Below are 16,835 nucleotides of genomic sequence, written 5' to 3'. Positions count from 1 at the left end.
CTAGGACTCCTCCGGGGTTCGGTGGCAGACGCGGATCTTCCCGCGTCGCGTGAACGCGATCGATCCGCCCGCCACGACAGCCCGCGAATGGTCGCCGCGAAACTCGTCACCGGTTCGCTGCGCGCGCAGGATCTCGGTCCTGCCCTTCGGCAGCCAGGTGACGGCCATTTTCAAGCCTTCATCGATGAAGTCGACATCGGCGCGTGTGCCGTCGTCGCAGTACATGATGCGCTGCGCGATTAGTTTCGACGTCAGATGCTTTTCATGCGCCGGCTCGGTAGGCTGGGTCGGCGCTGGATTACACGCCCCTATAACCGCCCCGGAGACGAGAACGACGCCGAGGCGCGCGATCGCCAGACCGGCCCGATTCAGGCCGCACAAGGTTGTCACATTTGAAATCGACGTGTCAGACATCGGTCTCTTCCGACGAAGCGCCCTGTGGCGTTCGAAGGCAGGGCAGTTCATCGCGTGCCTTCCTGCTCGCAGATCCGGGTACGGCCATCGCCTTCCACGATGGTGAGCTGCGACCCCTTGAAGGTCGCGGTGGCTGTTTCGCCGACATATTGCAGGCCCTGCGCTGGCGCGGTCAGCATCATCGGCGGTCCCCCGTTGGAGCGCCGCAAATCGATCTGCAGGCCGTTGTCCTTGTAATCGACGAACAGCGGTTCCCCGTCGGAACAGCGATATCTATGCCGCCCCATTTCCCCGGTCGTCACGGCGCTGTCGGACGAATGGATCTGCTGCTCCGTTGGCGGGGCTGGCGGCTTTCTTTCCGAGCACGCCGCGAGCCCGACAACGAGGATGACGGCGGGCAGCACCCGCTTACAGTGCATCATCATCGCGCCTTCCTCCTGTAGCGGAAGGGGACGCGCTGACGATTGATAGCCCGGGCAGGCTGACCTACCCGCCAGCGGAGATAGGTTGCGAGGCGATCGTCAGATTCGACCATCAGGGATCGCAGGCGGCGCAACATCATCGCCGCGAACGGCAGGGAGAGCGCCCCGCGCAGCGTGCAGCTATGCGTTAGCCTGGTGCCGCCATCGTCCCCCGCCAGCTCGTACCGCTCTTCGAGCGTGAACAGATAGGGGATGCCGCAGGACCAAGCGAAGGCGTGCGGTTTATCGAATCGATCAATCCGTGCTGGCGTCCGAATTGGCCGGGTGATGCCCTGGATCGCAAAGGTGCATTCTGTGTCGCCGAGCCGGGACGGATCATCGAGAAATACGAGCGGACTCCACGCCCGGCGATGATCCGGATCGGTGAGTGCCGACCAGATGCGCAGTGGCCCGCCGTGAAGCATCGAGCTGGTTATGGTGCGAGGCATATCCCCATCTCCCAGAGATGGGCGGGGCGATCGCGGATCGCCCCGCCCATCCATCAGGCCAAGTTGTTCACGAAGGTCTGACCGTGGTCGTCCCCTTCATGCTCCTCATTGTAGTGCTCGGGTTTCTCGATCACTTTCTGCCCGAACCGGGCATAGAGTGTCGGCAGCACGAACAGCGTAAGAAGCGTCGCCGAGATCAGACCGCCGATGACGACCGTCGCCAAAGGCTTTTGAACCTCTGCGCCGGCGCCTTCGCCCAGCGCCATCGGCACGAAGCCGAGGCTGGCGACTAGCGCGGTCATGATGACGGGTCGCAGACGCTGCATCGCGCCAACATGCGCGGCTTCCTCGCGGCTCATCCCTGATCGGATCAGATCTTGGATCGAGCTGACCATGACGAGGCCGTTGAGGACCGCGATGCCCGAGAGGGCGATGAAGCCCACTGCCGCCGAGATCGAGAAGTCCATGCCCCGCAGGAACAGCAACAGGACGCCGCCCACCAGCGCGAAAGGCACGCCGGTGAACACGATCGCGGCGTCGCGGACCGATCCCAACGCCCCGTAGAGGAGCAGCAGGATCAAGATGAAGCAAGCCGGAATGACCAGCTTCAGCCGTTCGCTTGCCGATTGGAGGTTCTCGAACTGGCCGCCCCATTCGAGATAGGTGCCGGCAGGCAGCCGGAGTTGGCTGCCGATCGCCGCCTGCGCATCCGCCACGACGGATCCGACGTCGCGGCCACGCACGTTGGCTTGCACCACCACGCGCCGCTTGCCGTTCTCGCGGCTGATCTGGTTCGGACCATCGACCACCTTGATCTCGGCGACGCTGGACAGCGGTACATAGCCGCCGCCTGCCACCGGCACCTGCACCTGTTGGAGCAGGCCGATGTCGGCACGCTGCGCCTCCGACAGGCGGATCACCACGGGGAAGCGACGGTCGCCCTCGAAGATCTGGCCCGATGTTCGCCCGCCGATCGTCGCAGTCACGGTGTCCTGCACATCCTGAGCCGTAACGCCCAACCGCGCCATCGCGTCGCGGTTGACGCGAATGTCGAGCATGGGAAGACCGGTCGTCTGCTCCACCTTCACGTCCGCTGCGCCTTGCGTTCTGCGCAGCACCGCCGCGATTTGCTCGGCCGTCCGGTTCATCTGGTTGAAGTCGTCCCCGAACACCTTCACCGCGATGTCGCCGCGCACGCCGGCGATCAGCTCGTTGAAGCGCATCTGGATGGGCTGGGTGATCTCGTAGGCATTTCCCGGAATCTTCGCGAGATTACCCTCGATCCGGCTGACCAGCTCCTCCTTGGGAAGCTCAGGATCCGGCCAATCCTTGCGCGGCTTCAGGATGACGAACATGTCGGTCGCGTTCGGCGGCATCGGGTCGGCCGCCAGCTCGGCGGTGCCCGTCTTGGAATAGACGAATTGCACCTCCGGCTGCTTCGACATCATCCGCTCGATCGGCACCTGCATCGCCTGGCTCTGCTGGACCGACGTTGCCGGAATGCGGAGCGACTGGATCAGCAAATCGCCTTCGTCGAGCTGCGGCAGGAACACCGAGCCGAGCGTAGTGAAAGCAAGCGCCGCCACCACAAGGCTTCCCACACCCGCACCGATCGTCAGCGTCGGGCGCTTCATGGCCCGGTCGAGACCGGGTTCGTAGCGCTTCTTCAGCCACGTGATGATGCGGCCGTCCTTCTCCTCGACCTTCTTCGACAGCCAGATCGCAATCATCGCCGGCACGAAGGTGAGAGAGAGGATGAAGGCGAAGGCGAGCGCGATGATGACGGTCAGCGCCATCGGTCCGAACGTTTTACCCTCCACGCCGGTCAGCGTGAGCAGCGGTACGTAGACGAGGATGATGATTGCCTGCCCGTACACAGAGGGACGGATCATCTCACGCGCAGCGGCTGCCACGGTCGCGAGCCGTTCCTTGACGCTGAGCAATCGGCCTTCATGATGCTGTTGCTCGGCAAGCCGGCGCAGCGCGTTTTCGACAATGATGACGGCGCCGTCGACGATCAGACCGAAGTCCAAAGCCCCAAGGCTCATCAGATTGGCCGAGACCCCAGCGCGCAGCATACCAAAGCCTGTCAGCATCATGGTGATCGGGATGACCAACGCCGCGATCAGGGCCGCACGGAAGTTGCCGAGCAGCAGGAAGAGCACGACGATGACCAGCACCGCGCCTTCGGACAGGTTTTTCGCGACCGTCTTGATCGTCGAATTGACCAGCTCGGTGCGGTTCAGCACCGGCTGAATTACGACGTCAGGAGGCAGCGAAGCGTTGATCGTCTTCAGTTTCTCAGCGACCGCGGTCGACACGATGCGGCTGTTCTCGCCGATCCGCATGATCGCCGTGCCGACGACGACTTCGGTACCGTTCTCCGATGCCGAACCCATGCGGATCGCCTGACCCGTCTTCACAGTCGCAACTTGTTCGACCGTGATCGGCACGCCGTTACGTGTCGCGATCACGGTCCTGGCCAACTCGCTGGCATTGCGAACGAGCGCATCCGAGCGAACAGCCAGACCTTCGCCATTGCGATTGACGAAGCCACCGCCGACGCTGGTGTTATTGCGCTCCAGCGCATTTCCCAGGTCCGTCAGCGTGATGCCGAGCGAGGCCAGCTTCTGCACGTCGGGCACGACGAGGAACTGCTTGGCGTAACCGCCAATCGAGTCGACACCGGCGAGGCCCGGTGTGGTCTTCAGAAGCGGCGTCACGATCCAGTCCTGCGCGGTGCGCAGGTAGGTCGCCTTGTCCTCTTCGGTCGTCAGTCGCTCGCCCTCTGGCGTGATGTAGCTGCCATCGGGCTGTTGGCCCGGTTCACCGGGCTTGTGCTTGTCGTCCTCGCGATGATCGAGACGAACGGTGTACATGTACACCTCGCCCAGGCCTGTCGCGATCGGACCCATTTCAGGGTTCACGCCGTCGGGCAGATTCTCTTGCACGCCCCGCAGACGCTCGCCCACCTGCTGGCGGGCGAAATAGATGTCCGTCGCGTCCGAAAAGACCGCCGTGATCTGCGCGAAGCCGTTGCGGCTCAACGAGCGCGTATATTCCAGGCCGGGGGTGCCGGCGAGCGCGGTTTCGATTGGAAACGACACCTGCTTCTCGACCAGCTCGGGCGAGAGGGCAGGCGCGCGGACGTTGATCTGGACCTGATTGTTGGTGATGTCCGGCACCGCGTCGATCGGTAGCCGGTAGAGGGAAAAGGCGCCGATGGCGGCGACGATGACGGTGAGGAGCAGGACTAGCCAGCGCTTCTCGACCGCCCAGGTTACGATACGGGCGATCATGGCTTAATCCTCGTGGCTCGCTTCGCCCTTGCCGATCTCGGCCTTGAGCGTGAAACTTCCGGTGGTGGCGATCTGTTCGTTGCCGGTCAGGCCCGACCGGACGATCACCGTGTCGCCCGACGCATCGCCGAGCTGGACCGGGGTCGCCTTGAAGCCGGTGGGCGTGCGCACGAACACGACCGACTTGCCCTCGAAACTCTGGACCGCCGTCGTCGGCACGCGGACCGCCCCGCTCCCGCCGCTGCCCGTGAGCTGCACGGCTGCCGTCACAGGCTCGCCGACCCGCCATTCGCCACCGCGATTGTCGAGGGTGGCGAGCGCAGGCACGAGCCGCGTCTGCGGATCAAGCGCCGGCGACACGAAGGTCACGCGGGCGGTCGCCTGACGGCCTGCCGCCTTCACCAGCACCGTATTGCCGGGACGCACCCGGCCCGCATCCTCGGGCTTGAGATTAAGCGCGATCGACACCTGGCTCAGGTTGGCGATGCGATAGAGTTCGGCATCCGCCGCGACCGTTTGTCCCAGCGTCACGGGGCGCGCAATGATCTGGCCCGAGATCGGCGCGGCAATGCCGAGCCGGTTGAGCCCGCCGCCGCCGACACCCGCCGCCGAAACCATGCTCTGCGCCTGCGTCAGGGCGATCCGCGCCTCCGTCGCCGCTGTGCGGGCGGCGATCAGATCCTGTTCAGGGGAGACTCTCTGCGCGAACAGCCGCTGTTCGCGCGCGAGGTTCGAATTAGCGAGCTGAAGCCGCGCCCGCGCCGCCTCGACCTCGCCCTTGATCTGCGCCGCCTCGCGGCTTTCGATGACCGCAATGGTCTGGCCGCGTCCGACCGATTGGCCGAGGTTACGGGTGAGCGCGACCACGCGTCCCGCAATTGCGGCCGAGACGACCTGCGTTCCCTGTGGGTCGCCCTCGATGATCGCGGGCAGCTCGATCGTCCCGGCCCCGCCGATGATCGGCCGTCCGACCTGGACGCCCGCTGTGGCGATCTGGTCGGCACCCAATGTGACGACGCCTTCACCGGCATGACCGCCTTCAGCACCGCCCTTTTCCGTGCCCGCTGCCGTCTCATTGGCAGCTGCGCCTTCGGCAGTTGCCTCGTTTCCGCCATCCTTGCCGCCGCAGGCAGCCAAGAGCAGGGCGAGCGACGCCGCGCCCGCGAGATAAAAGCTCTTCATCACTGATTCCCCCCATTGGGCGCACGAGCGGTCAGTCGCTCCACTTGCGCGCGGGCATTCTGGTAATTGGCAAGCGCGTCGATCGCGGCGACCCGCGTTTCGGCGAGCGTGCGTTCAGCATCGAGCAATTCGAGCTGGCCGAACTTGCCCTCGCGATAGCCGATCCGCGCGATGCGGGCGGCCTCCTGTGCAGCCGCCAGCGCCGGCCCCGACGCCGCACGAGCCGTCGTTGCGGCATTGGCCGCCTGCGCCTGCGCGTCCGTGATCGCCTGTTCGATGTCGAGCGCGGTCACGCGGCGCTGCGCATCCGCCTGGGTCCGCTGCGCGGTCGCCTGCGCAATCGCGGCGCGACCATTGTTGAACACCGGGATCGGGATCGACACGCTGAACACCGCCGCCATGTCGTTGGTCGCTTCCAGGCGGCGGATCGACGGCCCGACGTTCAGGTCAGGCACGCGATTGGCGCGCGCGAGCCGCACGCCGGCTTCGGCAATGGAGAAATCCGCGTTGGCTGCCGCCAGCGCGAGTGTGCCGGTCGTGTTGACCGGTGCCAACGGCCCATAGACGTTCACATCGGGAAGGCGATCGAGCAGCGTGTCATCGAGCAGGCCGTCGATCGGCCGTCCGATCCGACGCGCCAGATTGGCGCGGGCCGCCTCGGCCAAGCGAAGCTGCCGCTCCACATTGGCGTCGGCATTGATACGCGCGACATCCGCGCGCTGTTGCTCGAGTGGCGATGCCCGCCCTGCCTGCACGCGAACGCTCGCGGCCCGCAGCGCATCGCTGGCGATCCGGGCCTGATCGCGGGCTGTCATTACCCGGCGATCGGCCGCGACCGCTTCGACATAGAGCTGCGTTACCTGAAGCCGGACATCCGCCGCGATGATCGCGGCCTGGATCTCGGCCCGGGACAATTGCGCATTGGCGACCGCGACGCGGGCGCCGCGCTTGCCGCCTAGCTCGATCGGGATCGCAAAGCCGACCGTGGTTTCCGCGCTGCGGACCCCCCGATACGGCCCGGAGCCGATGACATTCTCGACTTGGCCTTGAACCACCGGATTGGGCCGCAAGCCGGCGACTGTGCGACCTGCACGGGCCGCGTCGATTCCAGCTGTCGCCGCTTCCGCAGCAGGGGCCGAACCGCCCGCTGCACTGACCGCTTGGTCAAGCGTGTAGACCGGCGCATCCTGCGCAACAGGCGCGGACGGTCCGACCTGCGCCTGCGCCATCGTGGCGCAAGACGCTGCGGCCAGCATGGCCGCGAGGATACGATTCATGAAAATAGGACTCCTGACGATGATCGACAGGGGCGCGCCAACGCACGCCCAAATCGGACGTCAGGCTTGGGGGGGCCTCAAATGGACCATGCCGGTGCGGCCGTCGAGCGACGCAGAGGCGGAGATTGTCGGCTTGGGCACTGTGAGGACGGGGGTATATTCCATCGTCGTGCGCGCAGGCGCGCCGACGTCGTGTCCGTGACAATAATTGTGATGATGCGGGACATTCTTGTCCGAGTCCGATGGCACCTGATCGATGTCACCGGCGGTATGGACCGTGAACTCAACGCCCGCGATGCTTCCCCCCGCCAGATCGGCGGCATGGGCCATGCCGGAGAAGCTGGTCAGGACCAGCATCAGGCATGTCAGGAAAGGCAAAAAGGCTCGCACTAGCTTGCCTCTATCACGGAAGGGTTTTCATGTCATTGCACTAATTCGAACCAAGGGTCACTGAGCCGGAACCCGAGCGGGATCGGTCGCGCCCGTTCCAGGCGAACCCGACCGCAATGGCGACCGCCATCAGGAGTTGCGCCAGCACCGATTGCCAAGTGGGAAACACGCCGAGCATCGACAGCCGTGGCACGTCCGCGAGCGGTGCGATGTTGATAAGGCCGGCTTCCTGGAGCGCGGCGACGCCTTTACCCGCCAGCACGACGGTCAGGACCGCCATGAGCCAGGAGCTATAGCGGAAGAACTGCGCGATCGGCAGCTTGCGACTGTAGCGAAGCATGGCCCAAGCGATCAGGCTGAGCAGTCCAATCGCCGACCCGGCCCCCGCGAGAAGCATCCCGTTGTCACCTTGCGCCGAAAGCGCGGCATAGAACAGGATCGTCTCGAAGACCTCGCGATAAACTACGACGAACGCCAGCCCGAACAGGAACCAGCCCGACCCGCCCGAGAGCGCCCGCGACATCTTCTCGCGAATATAGCGCTGCCACTGATCGGCCTGCGCCTTGCCGTGCATCCAAATCCCGACCGAGAGCAGCACGACCGCGGCGAACAGCGAGCCAAACCCTTCCGTCAGCTCCCGGCTCGCACCGCTGATCCCGATCGCATAGGTGGCGACCGCCCAGGTGATCCCGCCCGCGATGATCGCGCTGACCCAGCCGCCATGCACGTACCGCAGCGCCTCGCCGCGCTCGGCTTTACGCAGGAACGCGATCATGGCGACAACGATGAGCAGGGCTTCGAGCCCTTCACGCAGCAGGATCGTGAACGCGCCCAGGAACGTGGACGCTTCGGTGGCGGCATCAGGCGCGAGCGCCGCTTCCGCATCGTCGAAAAGGCCGCCCAGTACTGCGACCTTCTCCGCGAGATCATCGGGCGACGCGCCCCGGTCGATCGAGGCGCGGAACTCCCCCATCGCGCCCTCGATTCGACCCATCAGCGTCGCGTCGCGCGCGGTGAGTGTTGGCTCGATCGGCTCGAACCCATCGAGATAGGCCGACAGCGCCAGCTCTTTCGCCATGCGCGCATCGCCGCGCCGCGCAGCCGCCACGCTTTCGGCGAGTTTGGCGCGGGCGACCGCGAGCGAGCCGGGAGCCTGTTGTATCACCTGTTCGGGATGACGACGCAGGAACGCGAGCACTGGGTCAGCCTTGGCGTCGCCGATCGCCGCGCCGAGCGCGGCCGGGGTGAGCGCGACCAGGGTTTTCAGGTCCGGAATGCGCCGGCGAAGGGTCGGGTCGGATTTCCAAAGCCGCTCGCCTTCGCGCGCCTGCGCATCCGTGAAGGCGAAGCTCCCGGCTCGGAATGCTAACGCCCAGCGCTGATCGTTGGGCAGATCGGCGAAGCTCTGCATCGCGGTCCCGTCGATGCCTTGCGTCACCACCTGATAGAGCGCGAACACGCTGCGCTGGCGCGCGCGCTCGGCATCGGTGAAAGCAATCGGGGGCGTAGCGAGCTTGGCGGCGTCAGGGCCACGGCCGTTGCCCGTCATCCCGTGGCAGGACGCGCAGGATTGTCGGAACAGTGCATCGCTGGAGACGAGGTTCGGAGCCTTATCGGGCGCGAGCGGCACCGGGTAGGCGCGCAACAGATCGGCCGCGAGCCCGTGCGCCAATGTTGCCACCTGTTCAGTCGGTCCCTTTTCCGCGATCACCGCCTGGAGGTTGGCAGCCCGCTGGATGAGGGCTTGACGCTCCGGCTTCGCCGGCAGGCCCTGAAGCCGTGTCGAGACCGACGCGGCGAACTCCGTCATCTCGGCATATTCCGACGTGCTCTTGATCCGACCGTTGGCGACCGCGCCGCCATAATCGACGGCCATATAGTCGAGCAGCCGCCATGCGGTTTGCACGTCGCCGGGTTCGGCGATTGCCGCAGCAGGGATCAGCAGCGCCGCGAGCGCGGAGAGCAGCCGCAACGAGAGCATTGCCCGGATCAACGCGAGCAGACGCACTACCGCTCTCCCAATTCGCGCCGAGCGCCAGTGACGATTTCATAAGCGGAGTGGAGGAACAGGAGGGCGATGAGGCCGGCGACGGCGAGGTCCGGCCAGGCGCTTCCTGTCCACGCCACCAGACCGGCCGCGGCGATCACCGCCACGTTGGCGAGCGCGTCGTTGCGGCTGAACAGCCAGATCGCGCGAACATTGGCGTCCCCTTCCCGGAAACGCGCAAGCACCAAGGCGGACACGACATTGATCGCGAGCGCGACAACGCCGATTGTGCCCATCAGTTCGGCATCGGGCGCGGTTGCGTTCAGGGCGCGCCAAATCGCGAAACCGATTACGCCCACGCCAAGCGCACCGAGAAACAACCCCTGCGTCAGCGCGACCTTTGCCCTCGCCCGTGCGGACCAGGCAAGCGCGAGAAGACCGATAAGGCTGATCGACCCGTCCCCGAGAAAATCGAGGGAATCCGCTTTCAGCGCTTGGCTATCGGCGATGAACCCGCCGAACAGCTCGGCGACTCCGAAGCCGAGGTTGAGCACCACGACGGTCAGCAGCGCACGGCGATAGGCCGGATCGGTTTGCGCGCGCGCGGGCTCCCCGTGGCACCCGCAGCTTTCGGTAGAAGCATTCATGCGGCCTTCCTTACCACCTCCAGTCGCTGTAGAAGCAAGCGAAATGTGCGACACGTTCGCATAAGCAAGGATGGCATGATGAAGCCGGTGATGATTGGGCAGCTCGCCAGCGAGACCTCGACGAAGGTGACGACGATCCGCTTTTATGAGTCGATCGGGTTGCTCCGATCCGCCCCTCGCACGGCGTCGGGTCGCAGAACCTACGATGCCAGTGACATTGAGCGTTTGCACTTCATCCGCAACGGTCGCCGGCTTGGCTTCTCCGTCGACGAGATCCGTTCGTTGATGGGGCTGGCGCAGAACCCGGACCAGGATTGTGGTGCCGCCTCAGCTATCGCTGCTCAGCACCTCAAGGATGTGGAGGAGAGACTGGCGCAACTCGCGGTGTTGCGGGATGAGTTGGCAATGCTCAGCCAGAGCTGCACCAAGGCGCGCATGGCCGATTGTCGGATCATGAAGGCGATCGGCAAAGGCCACCCTCAAGCCGATCAATAATAATCGGCCAGCCTGAGCTCGCGCACATCACCCGAGGCCATCGTCAGCTTTACGAGGGTGCCAGCAGGCCGGGAGCGCACTTGCCAGAGCTCCCCACGCGTATAGTTCGCATCGATCGAATGGCCGTTCACCGCCACGATCCGGTCGCCGACCGCCCAGCCAGCCTTTTCCGCGGGACTGTTCGCCGCCACATGAACAACGGTGAGCGCCGTTGGTGAGGCTGCGAGGCCAAGGCCGCTACGGTCCTTCAGCATCGGCAGGCGACGACGAGGACCGAGTGGCCGGAGCCACACGAATCCGGCGGTCACGTCGAACACCACGTCGAATTGAGCGATCAGCGGTAGGCCGACATTGCCAACCGTGCTGGTGGAGAGCCAAGCTCTCATCCCGAGTGTGGGGACGTTCGAGACGCCAAGCCCTTCGATGTTGATGTTCTGGATCGTGAAAGCATCGTTGATACGCACACCATCGACGCCGCCGATCGCCGCGGTCGAGACGAGCTTCCCGTTCAACAGCCCTTGATCGCGGGCATAGGCCGACGAGAGCATCAGCGCGGCCGAGCTGCCAAGATCGATCATCAAGGGCACGGGAGGCAAACCCGAGACGGAAGCTCGAATGAACAGCTCCTGCTTGGCACCGCGCCCGAGCGCGACAGCGCGCCAGTCGGGACCGGCGAGAAACGTGCCTGACTTGACGACCGCCATACGCCTTTTCGCGAAATCGAGCGCGATGCAGCTACCCGTGAACATATCGGCACCGAGGAGGATATCGATCGGTCGTCCGAAGGCCGCCGACACTGAACTCAGATCACCAACGACGGCAAAGGGTAAGCGACGGGTTTCGCGGGCGAGCTGTACGTCGATGTCGCGGACCAGCAGCACCGGGGCCTTGGCGCTCAGCCCGCTAATCATGCGCCGCTCACCATCGTTCAAGCCGAGCTTCGCCGCGAGCGCCGTGCTCATGATCGACGCGCCGCTGCCACTGTCGAGCACCGCCCGCACCGGCACTCCGCGCACTTGTGCCGAAACAAGGAGGGTATCACCCGTGCCGACTTCCAGCGGCTCCCATTCGAGGTGAGCCGCACCGAAGTTCCACGAGCCCGCAGACCGGGAAGTCTGTCGCGCGAGCGTTGGAGAACCGAGCACCAAGCCGGTTCCACAGGCCACCAGCCGCGCCACTAATGAGCGTCGAGACATACCGATTGCTTCAACACGGGCCGTCAAAAAGCCACCTCCAGCCCCCCGTCCGCAGGAGAGCAAATTGCGGTTACATGCTCCAGCCACTGGAGGAGCAAGTGCTTTTGGTGCGCCCGAAAATCCTCAGAAGCGCTTGGAGAACTTTAGATGAAGGATGGTGCAGACCGCTTAGATGCCTTCCCGATAACGAACGGTTCCGGGGGACGCTGGGCCGATCGGGACCGCGAACGGTGTAAACGCTCGCGCTAAGTGGCGGCATTCTGATCGCGCTATTTGTCGGCGAGCGTCGCTACGCGGCTACCGGCTTGGTCTCGGCCGATCGCACATAGGCGTAGAGTTTTGGCTTGGAGATGCCGAGCATCGAGCAAATCTTGGCGATCGGCATCGTGTTCTCGTGGTAGAGCCTGACGGGCAGGTCGCGCTTGTCCTTGCCGAGTGCGGCCGGCCGGCCACCCTTCTTGCCGCGAGCGCGGGCTGCGGTGAGACCGGCCTGGGTCCGCTCGCGGATCAGGTTGCGCTCGAACTCCGCCAATGCCCCGAACAGGTGGAAGGTAAGCTTGCCCGACGTGGTGGTCGTGTCGATCGCCTCGTGCAGGCTCAGCAGCCCGACCTTTTCCTCGTCGAGGTAGGTCATCCATCCGATCAGATCACGGAGCGAGCGGCCGAGCCTGTCGAGGCGCCAGACCACCAGTGTGTCGCCGGCGCGAAGCAGCTCCTTCACCTTTTCCAATCCAGGGCGAGCGGCAGTCGCCCCGGAGGCCTTGTCGGTGATGACCTTCTCGCAGCCGGCAGCCTTCAGCGCATCACGCTGGAGGTCCAGGTTCTGCTCGGCGGTCGATACGCGGGCGTAACCGATTTTCATGCGTAGGGCCGGTGGCGCCCCGATCGGGCGCGGTTTGGGAAGAAAGTCGTCATCGGCAGGTCTATGTTGCCCTAGTTTTCTTTACCGGGTAGATTTACGTCGAACAGGCCGGTTTGGCAACGCGAGCGGACTCGCATGGCGATGGGCAGGCAAATCTCCGTTTTCCTTACCTGCGACACGGACCGTCGGCGGTGACGCATCCGGCGCTTGTCCCGCCGCTGGCGATCGAGCGCTACCGCGTCCTTGAACCGCACCTCGCCGATGGCATCCCGCTCGCGGACCTCGCCCGCACCGGCACGCTGAGCGAGCGGACGTTGCAGCGCTGGCTCGGGCGCTACCGTGCCGAAGGACTTGCCGGTCTCGCGCGTCTGCCGCGCAACGATCGGGGCAGGCTGCACCTGCCGGAACATCTGGTCGAACTGACCCGCACTCTCGCCACCAAGCGCCCGCGACCCCCGGTCGCCGCCATTCACCGAAAGGTGCAGGAACTCGCCATCGCGCATGGACACCGAACCCCCAGCTATGCGGCCGTCGCGCGTGTCGTCACGCCGATACCGGCAAGCCAGATCGCCGCAGCCTCCGATCCGGCCGTCTACCGCGACCAGCACGAGCTAGTGCATCGGCGCGAAGCCGCGACCTCGAACGAGATGTGGCAGGCCGATCATACCGTTCTCGACATTCTCGTGCTCGATGATGCCGGAACCCCGGTGCGTCCTTGGCTGACCGTCATCGTTGACGATCACAGCCGAGCCATCGCCGGTTACTTCCTCAGCCTCGATGCCCCCAGTGCCCTCAACACGGCGCTCGCCTTGCGGCAGGCGATCTGGCGCAAGCCCAATCCCGAATGGATCGTCAGCGGCATTCCCGAACAGCTTTACGTCGACAACGTCCTAGGTTGGGAAGCAGCGGCGGGAAAAGGCCAGCAGGTCTCGTTGCGCCGAGCGTGATCGGCGCTGATGACTTTTTGATCCAGATGGCTTCCATCGTCAAGGAATGCGCTCTCGGCCATAGCAAACACAGGATCCAGCGACCGCACCGGTCGTGGTCCTCACCGTCCTTAAAATGAGATGCGGATGCCAGATGGAAGGCCCGAACATTATCTACAGGGTCGCGGCTGCGCCCTCACGGCTCCACAGAGAGGGGTCCTTCCATCTGGTGTCCGTCCGTTCGACGAACGGACGGTACTCGGTTCCCGTCTTGATGACGGCGTGCGCGACGCGCGCCATCTTGGCGGTGAGTGCGGTCATCGCCTTGCGGCGGCGATCAGGGTCGTTGCCGTGGCCGGCCACATAGCGACCAAGCTTGTCGCGGAAACTGTTGTCGCGCTGGCGAATGGCGACCTGGGTCGCCATCCAGAAGGTGCGGCGTAGCCGGGCATTGCCGTACTTCGAGAGCTTGGTTCGGCCTCGGAAGGTGCCTGACTGACAGGTGGCCAGGTCGAGCCCGCAAAACTTCAGGAACTGGCGATGATGGTTGAAGCGCCGAAGATCGCCAGCCTCGGCGAGGATCGTCAGCGCGTTGATCGGGCCGATCCCGGGGATCATGCGCAGGAGCTGATAGTCGCGGTTCTCGCTGAGCATGGCATTGGCGGTCCGCTCGATCTCATCGCGTTGCCGGATCAGGCTGCGGGCTTGTGCGATGACCATGCGGAACATGGCGACCGCGACGGATTCCTCGTCGACCGGCAGTGCAACCGAGGCGCAGGCCGTCTCGTAGATATCGTTGATTAAGCGGGCCTTGGAGACCTTGCGGCCGACCAGTGACCAGGCCTCGCGCGTGAAGGCCTCCTGACCGAGCGTCGTCATGCTGGCCGGTGTCGGAAACCGTTCGAGCAGAGCCAGGAACCAGTCGGACCGGCTGTTGCCCGCAAAACGTTCGATCTCGGGAAAATACAAAGGCAGGTAATGGGTCAGGATGCGGTGCCAGGTCTGCGTCTTCGCCTTGGAAATGGCCTCGTGCGTCTTCGACATCTCCTGCAGGTCGTTGATGCCGGCGGCCAGCGGGTCGACGTAGCGCTGAGTGGCGCCGATCTGGAGCATGTGCAGAATTACCTGGGCGTCTTTGGAATCGTTCTTGTCCCAGCCATTATGCAACGCCTCACGCGTCCGTGCCAAGGCGACCGACGAAATCAGGCGCAGCTCGAAACCCGCAGCTAGCAGTCGGTGCGCCAGCGTACGGTGGTAGTTGCCGGTGGCCTCAAAGCCAACGACGATAGGTCTGCCGATGGCTGCCAGATCGTCCGCGAGGCGGTCGTAATCAGCCTTGGTAGCCATGACTGTCATGCGGCGACGTCGTCCGCCCTCCGGGCGTTCGATCAGCACTTCCTGGCGGTGCTTGGACATATCGATGGCTACCAGCACGGCATCGGCCGGAGTAGAACTGCGCTTGGTCATGGTCGGTCAGTCTCCAAAGTGTTGAGTCGACAACTTCACTTTAGAGACCTGCTGGCCGGTCATGGCCGCCTTGATGAAGCCGTCGGGCGCTACGCGCCCTTGTCTCCATCAAGGCGAATGCTGCCTTCGAGGGGCAGCTTCCCAATGTGCTACGGCTCGGATTTCATCTCCGAGCATATCGAGCAGGCGTGCATCGCCCTCAAAATCCGCCTCATCCATTCGCTGCCGGGGCGTCCTCGCGGGCGCGGCAAGATCGAGCGGCTGTTCCGCACCATCAACGACATGTTCCTGCCCGACCTGCCCGGCCACCTGATCGCGGGCAAGCCGCTGTCGGCGCCAGTGCTCACGCTCGACGAGCTGCGCGCCCGCTTCGAGGCGTTCGTGTGCGGCGTCTATCATCGTCGCCCGCATGGCAGCACCGGCGAACCGCCGATCACGCGCTGGCAGAAGGGCGGGTTCCTGCCCGCAATGCCCGACAGCCTTGAACAGCTCGACATGCTGCTCGTGCACGTGCCCAAGCCCCGTAAAGTGCTGCGCGACGGCATCCGTCTGATGGGCAGGCGCTATGTCGAACCCACGCTCGCGGCCTTCGTCGGCGAGCAGGTCGAGGCGGTCTATGACCCCCGCGACCTGACCGAGATCCACGTCTACCACCAGGGCCGGTTCGTCTGCCGTGCGCTCAGCTCCGAGCACGCTGGGCACCCGTCGTTGCGCGCGATCCAGCGCGCCCGGCGCGGCGCGAAGGAGCGCGACAAGCAGGTGCCTGCCCCCACGGAGACCTTCGATGGCGACCAAGAGGATACGGCTTCCCGGCCCACCACCTACCGAGGGCTCCGGCTCTACGCCGCTGACGATTGAGTTCCTGGTCGAGCAGCCGTTCCTGGCGACCCGCGAACATGCCCGGTTCGTCGAGTTTGCCGAAGCCTGCGCGCACTACCGCTATATCGGCGTGTGTCATGGCCGGCCGGGCGTCGGAAAGACGCGATCGGCGCGCGAGTTTTCCAGCTTCCCCGACCTGGGGGAATATGCCGCGCTCCGTCCCATTGCCGCGCTCCTTGGCGAAAAGGTCGCTCGCTGCCGCGCCGTCTTCTACACCGTGTCGGTCAGCAACACGCCCAAGACGATCGACGCGGTGTTGGGCCTCAACCTCATTAAGCTGGGCTATGCCCGGCTGACGGTCGCGGGCGGCTCGCAGGACGAAATCACCCATGACGCCGCCCGCATCGCCTGCCCCCTCGTCATCGTCGACGAGGCCGACCGCCTGACCATAAAGTCGCTCGAACATCTCCGCGACATGGCCGATCGCCACGGCTTCGGGCTGATCCTGATGGGTATGCCGGGCTTGGAGAAGCGCCTCGCCCGCTATGCCCAGCTCTACTCGCGGATCGGCTTCGTCCACGAGTTCAAACCGCTTACCGAGACCGAAATGCGGCTGCTGCTCGCGACCCACGCCGGCGATTTCGGGATCAGCTTCGACCCGGCCCAACTCGACGCGATCGAAGCGCAGGCAGCCGTGATCCGCATCACGCGCGGCAACTTCCGGCTCATGGAGCGCCTGTTCGCGCAGATGCGGCGGATCATGACCCTCAACCGCGTCGAGGAGGTCACCGCTGACATCGTTCAGGCCGCGCGCGATTGCCTCGTCATCGGACCCGGCAACTGACAAATAGCGCGATCAGAACGCCGCCATTTAGCGCGAGCGTTTACACAGATTTTCCGTGTGGTCCCGATCTGTCGCGGAACTTACAAGTTTTGCGAAACCTCGCGTCCCTGGCGCGGCAAG

The 16,835-nt window shown here is 64.8% G+C and carries 16 protein-coding genes; 4 read left to right on the top strand and 12 right to left on the bottom strand.

The annotated features are described in order from the left end of the window. The 9 genes from CMV14_RS24715 to CMV14_RS24675 all read right to left on the bottom strand — a co-directional run bounded on the left by CMV14_RS24715 (position 1) and on the right by CMV14_RS24675 (position 10,106). Complete coding sequence (locus tag CMV14_RS24715; protein ID WP_017183574.1) at positions 1–414, bottom strand: hypothetical protein; 414 nt, start codon at positions 412–414, stop codon at positions 1–3. Between the two features lie 47 nt (positions 415–461). Then, positions 462–839, bottom strand: a complete 378-nt coding sequence (locus CMV14_RS24710) for a hypothetical protein (RefSeq protein ID WP_021238674.1) — start codon at positions 837–839, stop codon at positions 462–464. Further along, positions 836–1,324 carry an SRPBCC domain-containing protein gene (locus CMV14_RS24705; RefSeq protein WP_004212879.1) on the bottom strand — a complete coding sequence of 163 codons (489 nt, stop codon included), beginning with the start codon at positions 1,322–1,324 and terminating at the stop codon, positions 836–838. Before CMV14_RS24705 ends, CMV14_RS24710 begins: the two co-directional genes overlap by 4 nt. A gap of 53 nt (positions 1,325–1,377) precedes the next feature. Beyond that, positions 1,378–4,623 (bottom strand): efflux RND transporter permease subunit, encoded by a 3,246-nt coding sequence (locus CMV14_RS24700; protein WP_004212878.1) that lies wholly within the window; start codon positions 4,621–4,623, stop codon positions 1,378–1,380. Positions 4,624–4,626: 3 nt separating this feature from the next. After that, positions 4,627–5,805: an efflux RND transporter periplasmic adaptor subunit gene (locus CMV14_RS24695; protein WP_004212877.1), complete on the bottom strand. Its 1,179-nt coding sequence runs from the start codon at positions 5,803–5,805 to the stop codon at positions 4,627–4,629. Continuing rightward, positions 5,805–7,082, bottom strand: coding sequence for a TolC family protein (locus CMV14_RS24690; protein ID WP_013039111.1), 1,278 nt, complete (start codon positions 7,080–7,082; stop codon positions 5,805–5,807). The genes CMV14_RS24695 and CMV14_RS24690 overlap by 1 nt, the downstream gene beginning before the upstream one ends. A gap of 60 nt (positions 7,083–7,142) precedes the next feature. Beyond that, positions 7,143–7,439: a hypothetical protein gene (locus CMV14_RS24685; RefSeq protein WP_007406840.1), complete on the bottom strand. Its 297-nt coding sequence runs from the start codon at positions 7,437–7,439 to the stop codon at positions 7,143–7,145. A 73-nt stretch (positions 7,440–7,512) separates the two neighbouring features. After that, positions 7,513–9,480: a cytochrome c/FTR1 family iron permease gene (locus CMV14_RS24680; protein ID WP_004212871.1), complete on the bottom strand. Its 1,968-nt coding sequence runs from the start codon at positions 9,478–9,480 to the stop codon at positions 7,513–7,515. Further along, complete coding sequence (locus CMV14_RS24675) at positions 9,480–10,106, bottom strand: cation efflux transmembrane domain-containing protein (protein WP_004212870.1); 627 nt, start codon at positions 10,104–10,106, stop codon at positions 9,480–9,482. The genes CMV14_RS24680 and CMV14_RS24675 overlap by 1 nt, the downstream gene beginning before the upstream one ends. A gap of 75 nt (positions 10,107–10,181) precedes the next feature. On the opposite strand from CMV14_RS24675, the gene CMV14_RS24670 reads away from it, so the two are divergent. After that, on the top strand, positions 10,182–10,601 hold the full coding sequence (locus CMV14_RS24670; RefSeq protein WP_007406847.1) for a MerR family transcriptional regulator: 420 nt from the start codon (positions 10,182–10,184) through the stop codon (positions 10,599–10,601). On the opposite strand, the gene CMV14_RS24665 is transcribed toward CMV14_RS24670, so the two are convergent. Both CMV14_RS24665 and CMV14_RS24660 read right to left on the bottom strand, forming a co-directional pair. Beyond that, on the bottom strand, positions 10,595–11,608 hold the full coding sequence (locus tag CMV14_RS24665) for an aspartyl protease family protein (RefSeq protein WP_009824026.1): 1,014 nt from the start codon (positions 11,606–11,608) through the stop codon (positions 10,595–10,597). The genes CMV14_RS24670 and CMV14_RS24665 overlap by 7 nt on opposite strands. A gap of 478 nt (positions 11,609–12,086) precedes the next feature. Next, positions 12,087–12,659, bottom strand: a complete 573-nt coding sequence (locus CMV14_RS24660; RefSeq protein WP_009824027.1) for a recombinase family protein — start codon at positions 12,657–12,659, stop codon at positions 12,087–12,089. A 191-nt stretch (positions 12,660–12,850) separates the two neighbouring features. Between CMV14_RS24660 and CMV14_RS24655 the strand changes: the two genes are divergently transcribed. Beyond that, positions 12,851–13,606: a TnsB C-terminal domain-containing protein gene (locus tag CMV14_RS24655; protein ID WP_238147331.1), complete on the top strand. Its 756-nt coding sequence runs from the start codon at positions 12,851–12,853 to the stop codon at positions 13,604–13,606. A 153-nt stretch (positions 13,607–13,759) separates the two neighbouring features. Here CMV14_RS24655 and CMV14_RS24650 read toward each other — a convergent pair whose 3' ends face one another. Next, positions 13,760–15,052: an IS110 family RNA-guided transposase gene (locus CMV14_RS24650; protein ID WP_019052494.1), complete on the bottom strand. Its 1,293-nt coding sequence runs from the start codon at positions 15,050–15,052 to the stop codon at positions 13,760–13,762. Between the two features lie 144 nt (positions 15,053–15,196). On the opposite strand from CMV14_RS24650, the gene CMV14_RS24645 reads away from it, so the two are divergent. Together CMV14_RS24645 and CMV14_RS24640 are read left to right on the top strand one after the other, a co-directional pair. After that, positions 15,197–15,910 carry a Mu transposase C-terminal domain-containing protein gene (locus CMV14_RS24645; protein ID WP_238147330.1) on the top strand — a complete coding sequence of 238 codons (714 nt, stop codon included), beginning with the start codon at positions 15,197–15,199 and terminating at the stop codon, positions 15,908–15,910. Then, on the top strand, positions 15,837–16,715 hold the full coding sequence (locus CMV14_RS24640) for an AAA family ATPase (protein WP_009824028.1): 879 nt from the start codon (positions 15,837–15,839) through the stop codon (positions 16,713–16,715). Before CMV14_RS24645 ends, CMV14_RS24640 begins: the two co-directional genes overlap by 74 nt. Positions 16,716–16,835 lie beyond the last annotated feature (120 nt).

It is taken from the genome of Rhizorhabdus dicambivorans (assembly GCF_002355275.1).
Lineage (GTDB): Bacteria > Pseudomonadota > Alphaproteobacteria > Sphingomonadales > Sphingomonadaceae > Rhizorhabdus > Rhizorhabdus dicambivorans.
This window is presented reverse-complemented; position numbering and strand designations above follow the sequence as displayed.

Excerpts from the sequence above, each read along its gene's own strand:
- CMV14_RS24715 (WP_017183574.1), bottom strand. The coding sequence starts at position 414 with ATGTCTGACACGTCGATTTCAAATGTGACAACCTTGTGCGGCCTGAAT.
- CMV14_RS24710 (WP_021238674.1), bottom strand. The coding sequence starts at position 839 with ATGATGATGCACTGTAAGCGGGTGCTGCCCGCCGTCATCCTCGTTGTC.
- CMV14_RS24705 (WP_004212879.1), bottom strand. The coding sequence starts at position 1,324 with ATGCCTCGCACCATAACCAGCTCGATGCTTCACGGCGGGCCACTGCGC.
- CMV14_RS24700 (WP_004212878.1), bottom strand. The coding sequence starts at position 4,623 with ATGATCGCCCGTATCGTAACCTGGGCGGTCGAGAAGCGCTGGCTAGTC.
- CMV14_RS24695 (WP_004212877.1), bottom strand. The coding sequence starts at position 5,805 with ATGAAGAGCTTTTATCTCGCGGGCGCGGCGTCGCTCGCCCTGCTCTTG.
- CMV14_RS24690 (WP_013039111.1), bottom strand. The coding sequence starts at position 7,082 with ATGAATCGTATCCTCGCGGCCATGCTGGCCGCAGCGTCTTGCGCCACG.
- CMV14_RS24685 (WP_007406840.1), bottom strand. The coding sequence starts at position 7,439 with ATGCTGGTCCTGACCAGCTTCTCCGGCATGGCCCATGCCGCCGATCTG.
- CMV14_RS24675 (WP_004212870.1), bottom strand. The coding sequence starts at position 10,106 with ATGAATGCTTCTACCGAAAGCTGCGGGTGCCACGGGGAGCCCGCGCGC.
- CMV14_RS24670 (WP_007406847.1), top strand. The coding sequence starts at position 10,182 with ATGATGAAGCCGGTGATGATTGGGCAGCTCGCCAGCGAGACCTCGACG.
- CMV14_RS24660 (WP_009824027.1), bottom strand. The coding sequence starts at position 12,659 with ATGAAAATCGGTTACGCCCGCGTATCGACCGCCGAGCAGAACCTGGAC.
- CMV14_RS24650 (WP_019052494.1), bottom strand. The coding sequence starts at position 15,052 with ATGACCAAGCGCAGTTCTACTCCGGCCGATGCCGTGCTGGTAGCCATC.
- CMV14_RS24645 (WP_238147330.1), top strand. The coding sequence starts at position 15,197 with ATGTGCTACGGCTCGGATTTCATCTCCGAGCATATCGAGCAGGCGTGC.
- CMV14_RS24640 (WP_009824028.1), top strand. The coding sequence starts at position 15,837 with ATGGCGACCAAGAGGATACGGCTTCCCGGCCCACCACCTACCGAGGGC.